This is a genomic window from Streptomyces griseochromogenes, assembly GCF_001542625.1.
Classification (GTDB): domain Bacteria; phylum Actinomycetota; class Actinomycetes; order Streptomycetales; family Streptomycetaceae; genus Streptomyces; species Streptomyces griseochromogenes.
This window is the reverse complement of the sequence record NZ_CP016279.1, coordinates 4,050,636-4,063,534: the sequence shown is the minus strand read 5'-3', so window position 1 is coordinate 4,063,534 and position 12,899 is coordinate 4,050,636. Positions and strand designations below refer to the sequence as shown.

Annotated in this window: 13 protein-coding genes and 1 pseudogene; 13 read left to right on the top strand and 1 reads right to left on the bottom strand. The window is 69.6% G+C overall.

The genetic code is table 11. The features are described from left to right. The 9 genes and pseudogenes from AVL59_RS17160 (at position 1) to AVL59_RS17125 (ending at position 8,584) form a co-directional block, all read left to right on the top strand. Positions 1-555, top strand: a complete 555-nt coding sequence (locus AVL59_RS17160) for a GNAT family N-acetyltransferase (RefSeq protein ID WP_067305040.1) — start codon at positions 1-3, stop codon at positions 553-555. Between the two features lie 32 nt (positions 556-587). Then, positions 588-1,027 (top strand): annotated as a pseudogene (locus tag AVL59_RS17155) (DJ-1/PfpI family protein); the annotation flags it as partial. Positions 1,028-1,175: 148 nt separating this feature from the next. Next, positions 1,176-1,688, top strand: a complete 513-nt coding sequence (locus AVL59_RS48240) for a hypothetical protein (RefSeq protein WP_079146750.1) — start codon at positions 1,176-1,178, stop codon at positions 1,686-1,688. 59 nt (positions 1,689-1,747) lie between these two features. Beyond that, the gene (locus AVL59_RS17150; RefSeq protein WP_067305037.1) at positions 1,748-2,437 is read left to right on the top strand and encodes an RNA polymerase sigma factor; all 690 of its coding nucleotides are present in this window, start codon (positions 1,748-1,750) and stop codon (positions 2,435-2,437) included. Continuing rightward, complete coding sequence (locus tag AVL59_RS17145) at positions 2,434-2,772, top strand: hypothetical protein (protein ID WP_067305035.1); 339 nt, start codon at positions 2,434-2,436, stop codon at positions 2,770-2,772. Before AVL59_RS17150 ends, AVL59_RS17145 begins: the two co-directional genes overlap by 4 nt. A 217-nt stretch (positions 2,773-2,989) precedes the next feature. Next, positions 2,990-4,594 (top strand): serine/threonine-protein kinase, encoded by a 1,605-nt coding sequence (locus AVL59_RS17140; protein WP_237281529.1) that lies wholly within the window; start codon positions 2,990-2,992, stop codon positions 4,592-4,594. A gap of 63 nt (positions 4,595-4,657) precedes the next feature. Then, the gene (locus tag AVL59_RS17135) at positions 4,658-5,623 is read left to right on the top strand and encodes a pirin family protein (RefSeq protein WP_067305030.1); all 966 of its coding nucleotides are present in this window, start codon (positions 4,658-4,660) and stop codon (positions 5,621-5,623) included. Positions 5,624-6,519: 896 nt separating this feature from the next. Further along, entirely contained in the window at positions 6,520-7,815 is a 1,296-nt protein-coding gene (locus tag AVL59_RS17130) for a helix-turn-helix domain-containing protein (protein ID WP_208870391.1), read from the top strand. Between the two features lie 13 nt (positions 7,816-7,828). Next, positions 7,829-8,584: a toll/interleukin-1 receptor domain-containing protein gene (locus tag AVL59_RS17125; protein ID WP_067305027.1), complete on the top strand. Its 756-nt coding sequence runs from the start codon at positions 7,829-7,831 to the stop codon at positions 8,582-8,584. 305 nt (positions 8,585-8,889) lie between these two features. Here the strand turns inward: AVL59_RS17125 and AVL59_RS54335 are convergent, their stop codons facing one another. Next, positions 8,890-9,051, bottom strand: coding sequence for a hypothetical protein (locus tag AVL59_RS54335; protein WP_237281528.1), 162 nt, complete (start codon positions 9,049-9,051; stop codon positions 8,890-8,892). Between the two features lie 12 nt (positions 9,052-9,063). Here AVL59_RS54335 and AVL59_RS17120 point away from each other — a divergent pair, with 12 nt between their 5' ends. The 4 genes from AVL59_RS17120 to AVL59_RS52185 all read left to right on the top strand — a co-directional run bounded on the left by AVL59_RS17120 (position 9,064) and on the right by AVL59_RS52185 (position 12,749). Next, entirely contained in the window at positions 9,064-10,578 is a 1,515-nt protein-coding gene (locus AVL59_RS17120) for a hypothetical protein (RefSeq protein ID WP_237281527.1), read from the top strand. 38 nt (positions 10,579-10,616) lie between these two features. After that, positions 10,617-11,642: a hypothetical protein gene (locus tag AVL59_RS54330; protein WP_237281526.1), complete on the top strand. Its 1,026-nt coding sequence runs from the start codon at positions 10,617-10,619 to the stop codon at positions 11,640-11,642. Beyond that, positions 11,632-12,093, top strand: coding sequence for a hypothetical protein (locus tag AVL59_RS17110; protein ID WP_067305022.1), 462 nt, complete (start codon positions 11,632-11,634; stop codon positions 12,091-12,093). The genes AVL59_RS54330 and AVL59_RS17110 overlap by 11 nt, the downstream gene beginning before the upstream one ends. Positions 12,094-12,584: 491 nt before the next feature. Then, positions 12,585-12,749, top strand: coding sequence for a hypothetical protein (locus tag AVL59_RS52185; protein ID WP_159399942.1), 165 nt, complete (start codon positions 12,585-12,587; stop codon positions 12,747-12,749). The last annotated feature ends 150 nt before the right edge of the window (positions 12,750-12,899 follow it).

Genomic DNA, 12,899 nt, shown 5'->3' with positions numbered 1-12,899 from the left:
ATGTACACGATCTCCCTCGGTGACGACGGCGCCGAGCTGGGTCCGCTCGGCCCGTGGCAGGCCGGGGAGTTCCTCGGCCACATGGACCGGGGGCGGGAGTTCATCGGCCGGTTCAACGCGCTGCCCGACGTGGTCACGGACCTGGCCTCCAGCCGGGCGTTCCTGCGGGCGTACGCCGAGAAGGAGGCGGCCGACGCCGGCCGCATCCGCGGGATCCGGTACGGCGGCACGCTGGTCGGAGCGGTGATCCTGCGCCGGATGGACGTGGCGCGGGGCACCGCCGAGGCGGGCTGCTGGCTGGAGCCGGCGGCGGTGGGCCGGGGCCTGGTGACGCGGGCGGCCCGGGTGCTGATCGACTGGGCGATCCGGGAGCGGGGCATCCACCGCGTGGAGTGGTGGGTGTCGCCGCACAACACCCCGAGCATCGCCGTCGCCCGGCGGCTGGGAATGAGCAGGCACGGTGTTCTCAGGGAGAGTCACCTGTTCCGGGGGGAGCGGCACGACGAGGAGATCTGGTCGGTGCCGGCTGCGGAGTGGACCGGCGGAGCCGGCTGACCTGGCGGGACGGCTACCAGGTCCGCGCCGGGCTGCGGGAGCCGGTGAAGCCGGCGGAGGTCGGCCTCGACGACTTCGCCGCCGTGTTCTACCCCGGTGGGCACGGGCCCATGGAGGACCTGTCCGTGGACGCCGACTCGGGCCGGCTGCTGGTGGCCGCCCTCGACTCGGGCAAGCCGCCGGCGATCGTCTGCCACGGTCCGGCCGCCCTGCTCGCGGCGGTGCGGGCCGACGGCGCGAACGCCTTCGCGGGCTTCAGGGCGGCGGCCTTCTCCCACGAGGAGGAGGCGCAGAGCGGGTTCGCCGAGCGGGCCGAGTGACTGCTCCAGGACCGGCTGACCGAGGCGGGCGTCGACCTCCAGGTGGCCGAGCCGTGGGCGCCGCACGTGGTGGTCGACCGCAATCTGGTCACGGGCCAGAACCCTGCCTCCTCGGGCCCGTCGCCGAGGAACTGCTGAAGAAGCCGGCCTGAGGCGGCGGTGGCGCCGCACGACGGCCGATCACACGTGCGGAAAATTGGTCGGCCGTCACCTGCAACCTCGCCCGGGGCCGGACGTCTGTCGGGTTGGAGGCCTCCACTTCGACCGATGTACGACCGACCCGAGCGACCGAAGGAACCCATGTCCGCACACCGTGTCCCCCGCCCTCGCCGCATACGCAGGCTGCGCGCCACCCTGGGGGTCTCCGCCGTCGGCGCGGCCCTGGCCGTCGGCGGCACCGTGACCGCCCAGGCGGTCCAGAGCGACGCCCATCCCGCGACCCGGTCCGACAGCACGGCCGCGCCCACACCCGCGCCCGCGGCAGGCCACGCGACGCCGTCGCCCGTACCGTCTCCGGTCCACACGGCGACGCCGAAGCCGGTGCCGTCCGCCCCTGGCACGGGCACCCCCTCGCCGGTGCCGTCCACTCCGCACACGGGCACCCCTTCGCCGGTGCCGTCTCCCGCGCACCCGGGGACACCGCGGCCCGTGCCGGGCACGCCGTCACCGGTCCCGTCCACCGCGACGCCCGCCCCGGTACCGGCCGCCCAGGCCCCCGTTCCGGTACCGCATCACGGTCACCGGACGGCGTCGCCGAGTCCGGTCCCCGTGCCCGGGCAGGCCGCGCCTTCGCCGGTTCCGCAGCACCACTGAGGCATGCCGGTGTGCGGGGAGTCGCCCGGAGCGGCTTCCCGCACCCGGCCAGGAGACCCATGACGACAGCCACACCACCGACGCCGGCCCTGCCCTGGGACCGGCTCGGCGCGCCGTACCCCGCATCGCTCTGGCGCAGGTTCACGCATGCGCTGTCCACCCGCGTCCTCGCGCGCGTACGCGCCGGAACCACGGCCGGCCCTGCGGCACCACCCGGCCACCACGCCCACGCCGGGGCCGAGGGGCTCGTCGTCCCCGAACCTCCGCCCGGCATCGAGGAGTTGTACCACCACCGCCGACTGTCCCTGGTACGTCTGGCGGTACTGCTGGTGGACGACCTGCCCACGGCCGAGGACGTCGTACAGGACGCCTTCACGGCGCTGTTCCGCCGCCACGGCCACCGGCTCGGCGCGCTGGACGACCCCGAGGCGTATCTGCGGACCAGCGTCGTCAACGGGGCCCGCTCGGTGCTGCGGCGACGCAGGACGGTACGGGCGCACACGCCCGAACGTGAACAGCACGCACCCGCTCCGGAGGAGGACGTCCTGGTCCACGAGGACCACCGGGAGGTGCTTGCGGCCCTGCGGACGCTGACTCCGCGCCAGCGCGAGGTGCTGGTCCTGCGCTACTGGTCGCACCTGTCCGAGGCCGAGATCGCGGCGACGCTCGGTCTGTCACGGGGTGCCGTCAAGTCCACGGCCAGCCGGGCCCTGGACGCCCTCGGCCGACGTCTGGAGGGTCTGCGATGAACGAGTCCGGTACCGGGACCGTGCCGACGCCGGTCGAGGAGCGACTGCGGGCCGCCCTCGCCGCACGGGCGCGGTCCGTGGGCCCGGCCGACCTGCGGCCGCTGCGCCCGCCGACCGGGGCCGTCCGCCGCCGGGTGCCGGTGCGCCGGATCGCGGTGGGCCTGCTGGCCCTGGCCGCGGTGGCGGCCCTGGTGTTCTTCGCCCTGCGGAGCACCCCGCCCCGCCCCGCCGAACCGGCCCGCTCCCCCAGGCCCACGACCGGCACGCCCTCGCCGGTCCCCAGCCCCGTCCAGCCGTCCACGGCCGCACCGTCCCCGAGCCCCCCGGGGCAGTGATCCGGGACATCGCGCGCCTGCGCGTGCGGGACTCCGCCGCACACGTCCGACGGCCACCACCCGGTGATCACGCCGAGCGGCGGCTGCCCCCTACAACACGGACATGACACGGACACATCGGTCAGTGAGTCCGCACACACTCCGGACGTCTCCCACATATCTGCGACTAGAGTGACGGATGTGTCGAAGGGGGGCACAAGCGGCGGAAGGCAAGTCTGTGTCGGACGAGAGGCGGCTCGTCGCCGGGCGCTACCGGCTCGCCGAGCGGATCGGCCGTGGCGGCATGGGCACCGTGTGGCGCGCCGTGGACGAGGTGCTCGCCCGCGAGGTCGCCCTCAAGCAGCTGCACGCACAGCCCCATCTGACCGCCTACGAGCTGGCCACCCTCTACGAGCGCAGCCGTCGTGAGGCGCGCAGCGCCGCCCGGGTCGTGCATCCCAACGTGGTCGTCGTCCACGACGTGGTCGACGACGACGGCCGTCCCTGCATCGTCATGGAGTACGTCCGCGCGCCCACCCTCGCCGACCTCTTGCAGGACGGCGGGGCCCTCGTGCCCGAGGAGGCGGCCCGGATCGGCCTGGGCATGATCGCCGCGCTGCGGGCCGCGCACAGCGCCGGTGTGCTGCACCGCGACGTCAAGCCCGGCAACGTGCTGCTGGGCGCCGGGGGCAGGGTCGTCCTCACCGACTTCGGCATCGCGCTGACCGCCGGTACGTCGACCTTGACGCAGACCGGGGAGATGGTCGGTTCCATCGACTACATGGCCCCGGAGCGGATCCGCGGCCGGACGCCCGGACCGGCCTCGGACCTCTGGTCCCTGGGCGCGACGCTGTACCAGGCGGTGGAGGGCCGTCCGCCGTTCCGCCGGGCCACCGCGATGGAGACCGCGTACTCCATAGCCGTCGACCCGCTGGAGCCGATGCGGCAGGCGGGCCCGCTGGAACCGCTGATCGAGGCACTGCTGTCCAAGGAGCCGGAGGAGCGCCCGTCGGCGGAGGAGACGGAGCGAGAGCTACGAGCCGTGAGGGCGGGGACCGCGACGGCGGAGCGGGGACTGCCGGCCCTCGGGGCAGGTACTGCGGCAGCGGAGCGGGAAGCGCCGACCACGGGCACCGGGACCGCGACGGCGGCGCGGCCGCGCACCGTCACTCAGGTCGGATCCGGAGCGGAGCCGACTGCCGCGAGAGGGTCCGGACGGCGCGGGCGCCGGAGCCGGGGCCGCCGCAAGTGGCCGGTGCTCGGGTCCGCCGTGGTCGCCCTGGCCGCGGCGGCGACGGCCGGGGTACTCCACACGACGGGACACCACGGCGAGAGCACCTCCGCCACCCGGCCCGCCTCGAACGGCCCCACCCCTCCCCCCACGCCCACTCCCTCGCCCGTCCCCGACGGCTACCACTTGGTCCACGACGAGCGGCTCGGCGTCTCCTTCCCCCTCCCGGACGACTGGAAGGCAGGCCGGCGGAGCGGCGACGAGATCAACTACACCGACCGCTCCGGCCTGGCCGGCATCACCATCGGCACGGTGGCCCCGGCCGGCCCGAACCCGCTGGCACACTTCCGGGACATCGAGGCGAACACCAAGGTCAACTACTCCACGTACCGCAGGCTGCGCATGCAGCAGACCGTCTTCCGAGGGCAGCCGGCCGCCGTGTGGGAGTTCTCGTTCAAGGGGCGCGCCCGCGCCTTCCGCGCGATCGACCTCGGCTACGGCAAGGAGGGCGGCCGGGAGTACGACATCTACCTCTCCGCGCCCGAAGCCCAGTGGGACACCTACCGCCCCGTCTTCGACGTCGTCAGGGACGGCTTCACCACGTCCGGCTGAACGCTCGCGCGTGCCGGGCCGTTGGCCTGCCGGTGGCACCGTGGCAGGGCTAGGTTGTGCGGCATGAGCAATCTTGACCGCGCGCCCGTACCGAGCTTGTGCGGCGGCCGCGGGTTCGTCGTCGCCGAGCCCGTCCGCGAGCTGCTGAGCCCCCGTCTGGTGAAACTCGGCGAGTCGACCGAGGTGCGCCGGCTGTTGCCGAACCTCGGCCGGCGCATGATCGGCGCCTGGGCCTTCGTCGACCACTACGGCCCCGACGACATCGCCGACGAGCCCGGCATGCAGGTACCGCCGCATCCGCACATGGGGTTGCAGACGGTCAGCTGGCTGCACGAGGGCGAGGTGCTGCACCGCGACTCCACCGGCAGCCTGCAGACCATCAGGCCCAAGCAGCTGGGCCTGATGACCTCGGGCCGGGCCATCAGCCACTCCGAGGAGAGCCCGAAGTCGCACGCCCGCTTCCTGCACGGCGCCCAGCTGTGGGTCGCGCTCCCCGACGAACACCGCCACACCGAACCCGGGTTCGAGCACCACCCCGACCTGCCCACGGTCACCGCGCCCGGCCTCACGGCGACGGTGATCCTCGGCAACCTCGACGGATCGGCCTCCCCCGGTACGACCTTCACCCCGATCGTCGGCGCGGACCTCGCACTCACCCGCGGTGCCGACGTCCGCCTGCCCCTCGAACCGGACTTCGAGTACGGCGTGCTGGCGATGTCCGGCGAGACCCACGTGGACGGCGTGCCGGTACTCCCGGGCTCGATGCTCTACCTCGGCTGCGGCCGCACCGAACTCCCGCTGCGTGCCGAGTCGGACGCCGGAATCATGCTGCTGGGCGGCGAGCCGTTCGCCGAGGAGCTGATCATGTGGTGGAACTTCGTCGGGCGTACGCAGGACGATATCAAACAGGCCCGTCAGGACTGGATGAGCGGGTCGAGGTTTGGGGAAGTGAAGGGCTACGACGGGGATCCGCTGCCTGCACCCGAGCTGCCGACCGTACCGCTGAAGCCGCGGGGCCGAGTGCGCTGAGCTGGGAATTTCTAGAGCGGCGCGCACATAGCCGGGCGAGGCGAAACCTACCTCGCCCGGTTCGCTCAGACCACGTGAGCAAACATTCTTCACACCACCCGTTCCACTCCATCTTGAAGTGCAGGTTTCGCCATCCGTAGTCAGCTTTGGTCGGACTGATGCTGACCCAATGCTGACTTTACTGACACGCAGTCAGGTATCTGTGGGGGCTCCGCGCACACTTCCTGCACCCCTCTCACCACGGCGTTCTCGAACTTGCGCCGCGAGTCGCCGACGGATCGCCCTTCCCTCGGCGAGCGCGGAGCTCCACCCTTTTCGGAACCTTGCTGACCGCAGCCCCCGATTATGGGATCTCCACAAACGCAGCGCGTGACGCGTCCTGGCCTCCTGACACGTTGCTACACCCGCCATTCCGTCGCAGCCAGTTCCGGCACCGTGCACAGCGTCCACACCCGCCTGGGCACCAGATCCGGACCCGCGCAACAAGACAGGCCTCGCAAACCGGCGTGAGCCACTTACAGACCATGCCATGGAGCCGCAAGACTTGGCCGTCCCGTCCGGGCGGATTCTTGGTTGACCCGAGCAGACCGGCAGAGGCCCAGAGCGTCAAACGAGCGTCACGACCGGATTGCACTTCATGGCCTACGGCCACTAAGCCTGGTCGAACGGGACCAGCCTTCCAGCAAGAAGCCTGGCAACTTTGCCCCAACCTGCTGGGGAGAGCACAACTCGCTCGGCTCTGTGACCGTCACAAGTTCACCCCCACGAATGCAGCACCCCGCCTCGGGAGAAGGAAACGGGAAACAGCATCGATCGCCTTGTCCGTCCGGGAGAGGTTGCCGCACTCTTTCGTGCAGCACCAACCCGACATGGGCGGAAGGGCTTTGGAGGTTTCCGTGCCACAGCCGTCCACCGAGTTCGGCGAGGAGCTGAGGAAACGGCGCCTGGAGGCTGGACTGAGCCTCACGGCCTTGTCCGGCACCGTGCATTACAGCAAGGCGCAGTTGAGCAAGGTCGAGCGAGGGATCAAGGCACCCAGCCGTGACCTCGTTCGGCTGTGCGACGCCGCCCTCGGTGCCGACGGGGCACTGATTGCCCTGGCGACCAAGGGCACTCCGGACGTGTCCGCTGAACCCCCACCCGGCAGCATCGACGAGGAGGAGGACTGGATCATGCAGTTGTCGCCGGACGGCCCGAACCGGTTCCAGTCCCTGGGCCGACGAGGCATCGTGAGCGCCGGCGTCGCATCGCTGATGACATGGCGATCGAGCGGATCCGGCCCGGCCTCACCGGCCTCGGGTGCTGGCATGCTGGAAGCCTCCCGCTCGCTGTTCGCGCACTACCGGAGACTCGGCCAGACCGTGGAACCCGGTCTGCTCCTGCCCGTCCTGATCGCTCAGACGCACAGTCTGCGCGAACTGTCCGCTCACACCGACACCAGCACCCGCCAGCAGCTGCTGGCCCTCGGCTCCCGATACGCCGAGTATGTCGGCTGGCTGGTGCAGGAGACCGGCGACGAACGGGCGGCACTGTGGTGGACACAGCGCGCGGTCGATCTGGCGGCAGCCGGCGGTGACCAGGCACTGGCCGGCTACGCACTTGTCCGCAGAGCCTTGGTCACGCTGTACCGGGACGACGCCGAGCAGACCATCGCCCTGGCCCGTCGCGCACAGAGCAGCACGCTGCCACCACGGATCCGAGGGCTGGCCGCACAACGCGAAGCACAAGGACACGCACTCGCGGGCGATCTCCATGCCTGTTTGCGTGCCCTGGAGCGCGCTCGTACGTTCCTCGCCCGCCAGGACGACGGCTCCGATGAGCCGGTGATCGGCACCATGCACCTTCCGGACCCGGTCGGCATGGTCACCGGCTGGTGCCTGGTCGATCTCGGCCGGCCCCGGGAAGCAAGCGAGGAACTCGACCGGCAACTCGCCCTGGTCGGCCAGGACGCCGTGCGTACGCAGGTGCGATACGGCGTGCGCCGTGCGCTCGCCTATGCGTCCGCCGGCGAGATCGACCACGCATGTGCGCTCACAGCACCACTACTCGACGGCGTGGCGGCAGTGCGCTCAGCGACCGTCACGACCGATCTGCAGCGTCTCGCCCGGATCCTTACCCGCCATTCGGACCACCCTTCCGTACGTCAGCTCGGACCGCGGCTCGGCACGTTATCGCGCTCGTCCACTACCTGAGGGGGACATCACCATGAAAGAGGTCTTCATCAACTACCGGACAGGCGACGGGGAGAAGACCGCCGCGCTGATCGACCAGGAACTGTCGCGTCGCTTCGGCCCGAAGCACATCTTCCGGGCTTCGAGGTCCATCGCTCCCGGTGAGGCCTACCCTGGCTCCCTGCTGGCCGCGCTGCGACGCAGTTCCCTGCTGCTGGCCGTCGTAGGGCCGGACTGGATCAACTTCCGCACGCGGCTGAACGATCCGGCGGACTGGGTGCGCAGGGAGATCGAAGAGGCGTTCACCTGTGAACTTCCGGTCGTCCCCGTTCTGGACGGACGGAAGACGAACCGGCTGAGCAAATCCGACCTGCCACCCGGACTGGAGCGGCTCGCCGACCTCCAGTCCATCCCGTTCGACACACACGACACCGAGGACGGTCTCCGGCGCATCAGCGATCTGGTGGCCGAGATGGTCCCCGGGCTCGACGACCTGGCCCAAGCCGACGAGACGTCGCCCGCGTCCGACGCCGTGACCAACTCGATCGGCGACATGTGCGGAACGGCGGTACAGAGTCGCGACTTCACCGGGGACGTCGGCGGCACCGTCGTAAAGGGATCTCACGGTCCTGTCCACACGGGCAGCGGCAGCATCTACCAGAACTCCCGACATGTGTCCGGTGACCGGCACTTCTCGGGCAACGGGATGACTTACTTCGAAGGCGACAACCACGGCAACGTCCAGCATCGGTTCGGTGAGACGGATCGGCGCGAGGACCACAGCCGGTGAACCAGCCGGGCGGCACACGAGTCGAGAACCCACAGGTCATACACACAGGTCCCGGCAACATCTACGTCAACGGCGCTGCCCACCCGCAGGACTCGGACAAGCCCGCCTTCCGACGTGTCGCCGAGGACCAACTCCAGCGGCTGCGACGCATGTTGGTGGACCCGTGCGGCATGGGCAACGCCCGCGCTCTGCTCGCCGACACCGGCACCGTCATCCTGGACGGTGCTCCGGGCAGCGGTCGTACATCCGCGGCCCGCGTACTGCTTCGCGAATGCCGCCGGAGCAGCGGCGTCTTCCACGAGCTATTACCCGGAGAGGAGGACGAACTTGCCCTCCACGACCCTGCGCTGGTTGGAACCGGTGACCAGTTGCTGCTGGACTTGTCCGCCGCCGACGACCGCCAATGGTCCGCGGCACGAGCCGACCTCCCCGCGCTCCGCAAGGCCGTAGACGAACAGCGGGCACATCTCGTCGTCCTCATGCCGCCCGGCGGCACCCTTGATCCCGATCTCCAGTACTACCGGGTCGAAATCCAGCGGCCTCCCGGCCAGCAGGTGCTCAGGCGACACCTGCGCGTGCACGGAATACCTTACGAGCAGTACATGCGGTCCGACGTCACCGTCGATGAGATCGTGGGCGTGGAAAGGCCGATGCGGGAGATCGCGGACTTCGCCGACCTGGTGCGCCGGGCCCGCGAGACCGCTCGGCCGGACGAAGAGTTCGCACAGTGGTGCGCTTCAGCCAACAGAGCACGAAAGGACCGGCGGAGGGAAGCCGCAGCTCGCGTCGCCGAATTGCGCGAGGCACCTCAACGAGCTCTGCTGATCGCCGTATCCATGCTCCACGGGGCACACACCGATGTCATCCATCGCGCGGCCCAACTCCTACTGCGCACTGTCCGCTCCCCTTCGGACGGGGTCCCCCTGCTCCAGCACAAGGACCTCGCCGAGCGGCTCGCGGAGATCTCAGCCGATACCGGGCCCAGCGGGCACGTGCGCTTCGCGGAACTGGACTACGATTCGGCCGTCCGCGCACATCTCTGGGACCACATGCCTGACCTGAGGCCTCACCTCGGCACGTGGGCCGCGAGAGTCGTGGACCTTAACGACCCGCACGTCGTCCCTGCCGTTCGTGACGGTCTGGTGGCGCGTCTGGCAGGTCAGTACCTACGGACCGGGCGCGGGGACGGTCTGGCGTCTCTCGCCGAACGATGGAGCGCCGAGGGGACGAGCAGAGCGCGGCTGGAAGCCGCTGTCCATGCGCTCACCTGTGGTCTTGAAGATCCGGCTCACGGCAGGGAGTTCCGCGGACGGATCTATCAGTGGTGTGCTCACCGTCGTCTCAGGGGAGAGTTCGCACAAGTACTCGTCCGGGTCTGTGCCGATGTCCTCGCGGCCAGCCATCCGGATCAGGCTCTGCTCAGGCTGTACTACCTGGCCCGTCGCGAAAGCGACCCGGCGCAGCCTGCCCTGCAGGCGTTGGACGACCTGGTGGCGGGCAGCCGCCGGCTGCGCCGAAGGCTGCTCGATCGCCTCGCGCGATCCGAACTCCCCCTGTCCGAGCTCGACATCTTCTTGCGAGCCAGCGATCCGGTGCCGCTGACGGACGCCGCCGACACCTCTCGCGCGCTGGTGGAGGAGAACGAAGTGCAGGGCTCCCTGACCACGTGCTGGCATGCGGTACTGGCCGAGCTGCCGCGGGCGACGTGGCAGCCGCACGCGGCACGCTGGCTCCACCGGGCGGCCGACGGCACCGGACACCGCGGTGAGCTTCTGCTCGACCTCCTCGTCAGCGCGGCCGAGCGGTGCGGGGAAAGACGGGGTGAGATCTTCGCCGCGCTGTACGCGAGTGCCCGAGAAGCCGAGCGCACTGCTCCAGGAGGCCCCACGCGCTCCGTCGAAACCACCGAACTGCTCCTCCACAAGATCAGCGTGGCCCAGGGGCTCGGCCCAGCGGCCCCGCCGCCGGCATCAGCCAAGGGGACTCAACCGTGACGACCGCTCGAAAGACGACAACCGTCTTCCTCACCATCTTGTGCGGCCTGCTGCTGACCATCGTCGGCCTGACACAACGGTGGCCCATGTGGACATGGCCGACGATGGCCGTGCTCCTCCTCGTCGTACCCGCAGCGACCTTCCGCATCACTTCACGGCGCCGCGGCTCCATCCCGGTCAGCTTCGAGGAGCAGCTCACGGCGCCCCCCGTGGAACGCACGGAGTGCCACGTCAGTCGAGTGGCGCTGCCCAGCCACTGGGACGACTACAACTTCGTGTTCTCGGCGACCGTACGCTGGTACCTCCTCGAATCACCCGGAATCGACCCCGTCCTCAATCCGGCAGGACTCGCCGTCGAAACGGTCCTCAACCGAGCCCGCGCCGTCACCGAGAGACGAGAGCCGGGCCGATCCTCTCTCGTGCAGCACGAACTCAGCGGTGTCCTGAGTCGTATGTACCCGGACCCCACAGGACATCTGCAGGCCATGGCGGAAAACGTCAGCCTCACCCTGCCGGAACAGGACCAGGAACGCCTGGACAGACTCGCCGACGTGCGCAAGGACAAGGCCGTCTGGGAACACCAACACAAGTACGAGCAGAGCAAGCGCCAGTACTTGGGCGAGGACGTACTGAAGGACACCGGCAGTGCAGTGGTCTGGTGGCTCGCCAAGAACGACGAGCACGTGGAAAAGACGGTGGCGGACCTGGCCCTGCTCGCGCAGCTCACGTCCGCGGCCAATGACACCGACATTCCCGAGCGACTCCAGAACCTCGTATCGCAGCAGCCCAGCGAACGCATCGCTACAGAATTCCTGGAGGAGGGACCGGCTCCCGCCGCACAGGAACGGACGGCTGCGGATCATCTCTCGGGCTTCTTCGATGCCATGGGCTTCACGGAGGGAGACGATCGGCGAGCGATGCTGGCCAAGCAGATCTCCGACATCATCACGCAGCAGAACCGATACGAGACGGCTGAGGACTTACGACGCCGGTTCGATCCACCGGCGACTTTCACGCCGAACAATCGCGAGGAGCCGAATCCAGGAGACGACGATGGACGGTGAGTTAGCCGCTCTCGCGGCGTCCGGAGCAACCACACTGGTGTCCCTCATGGTCACCGACTCCTGGACACACGCCCGGGAACTTGTCGCACGCTTCTTGGCACGCACCGGTGCAGATACCGCAGCAATCGCAGGCCTGGACAACGCGAGAACCCGCCTGCTCACCACCGACGCCGCAATGGATGAGCAAGCCGTCACCGCAGTCAGGGCGCAGTGCCAGGTCCATCTACGAGAGCTCGTCGAAGCCGAGTCCATCCCCAGCAGCGAACTGCGCATCCTGCTGGCTTCGTTGCAGCGGCTCGCCGCCACGGCGGCTGCGCGTGGTGGGACAGTGCACAACGACATCAACGGCGGCGTTCAGTACGGCCCCGTCATCCAATCGGGCCGAATCACCGGGCTCACCTTTCACGCCCCTCCACCCCACGCCCCGACCAGGGGCGAAGGCGGGGCCTGAGCGCTCAGCACGCGCGCACGCAAAACCTCAGGTCAGGCATCTTCCCTACCGGCTCCGATGTCGCCACCCACTCCACATGCGAGGTCATCGAGACCACATGCAGGTCAAGGAGACACAACCTTCCCGAGAGACGAGGGAGGGGCGACAGCCCGGCGCCCGCCGCCACGCGCCGCCTCCACACCCGCTGGAGCGTCTACGTGGCTACAGGGAGGCCCTCCTAGATGGTCTAGTGCAGCGCCGCGTTGATCCTTCGGGGGTTCATGCGGCTTTGAGTGGGCTGCCGTCGTAGGTCCAGCGGTAGGGCTTGGCGTCGTGTTCGTCGTAGGCCAAGACGAAGGTGGCGCTCGACGATGCCGGCGAAGGGAACCCCGCGCCGCACGACATAGTCCCGGCGGATGACTCCGGTACCTCGCGGGGGCTACGAACGACACCAGAATGTTTACATCTATGGGCTGATTCGATACGGAGCTGCGGAACCTTGCGTCGATCCCATGCAACGCAATCGCCGTATCAGCGCTGTCGCGGTGCTGGCGCTCGCCGTCCTCGTCACCGGAACCGGCGCCGGGTTCGCCGCCACGACCACACCGTCGGCCACACCGGTGGCCACGCACGCGTTCGACACCGGGGTTGAACATCCGTGTCAGATCGTGCGCTAAGTGGTTGGCTCCGGAAGTCCTTCGGGGGTTGACGGGAGGTTCGTCAGGCGCGCACCCGGGATGGTGGTAGGGATTGCCCCAGGGCGGATACACCTGCTGACCGGGCTGTAGGCGGGTGCGGTCGTACGTAGCGTCGGCGACATGAATTCC

Bases quoted from the DNA above. Each gene is read 5' to 3' on its own strand.
- AVL59_RS17160 (WP_067305040.1), top strand. From the start codon at position 1: ATGTACACGATCTCCCTCGGTGACGACGGCGCCGAGCTGGGTCCGCTC.
- AVL59_RS48240 (WP_079146750.1), top strand. From the start codon at position 1,176: ATGTCCGCACACCGTGTCCCCCGCCCTCGCCGCATACGCAGGCTGCGC.
- AVL59_RS17150 (WP_067305037.1), top strand. From the start codon at position 1,748: ATGACGACAGCCACACCACCGACGCCGGCCCTGCCCTGGGACCGGCTC.
- AVL59_RS17145 (WP_067305035.1), top strand. From the start codon at position 2,434: ATGAACGAGTCCGGTACCGGGACCGTGCCGACGCCGGTCGAGGAGCGA.
- AVL59_RS17135 (WP_067305030.1), top strand. From the start codon at position 4,658: ATGAGCAATCTTGACCGCGCGCCCGTACCGAGCTTGTGCGGCGGCCGC.
- AVL59_RS17125 (WP_067305027.1), top strand. From the start codon at position 7,829: ATGAAAGAGGTCTTCATCAACTACCGGACAGGCGACGGGGAGAAGACC.
- AVL59_RS54335 (WP_237281528.1), bottom strand. From the start codon at position 9,051: ATGTGCCCGCTGTTCGTCTACGGCCTTGCGGAGCGCGGGGAGGTCGGC.
- AVL59_RS17120 (WP_237281527.1), top strand. From the start codon at position 9,064: ATGCCGCCCGGCGGCACCCTTGATCCCGATCTCCAGTACTACCGGGTC.
- AVL59_RS17110 (WP_067305022.1), top strand. From the start codon at position 11,632: ATGGACGGTGAGTTAGCCGCTCTCGCGGCGTCCGGAGCAACCACACTG.
- AVL59_RS52185 (WP_159399942.1), top strand. From the start codon at position 12,585: ATGCAACGCAATCGCCGTATCAGCGCTGTCGCGGTGCTGGCGCTCGCC.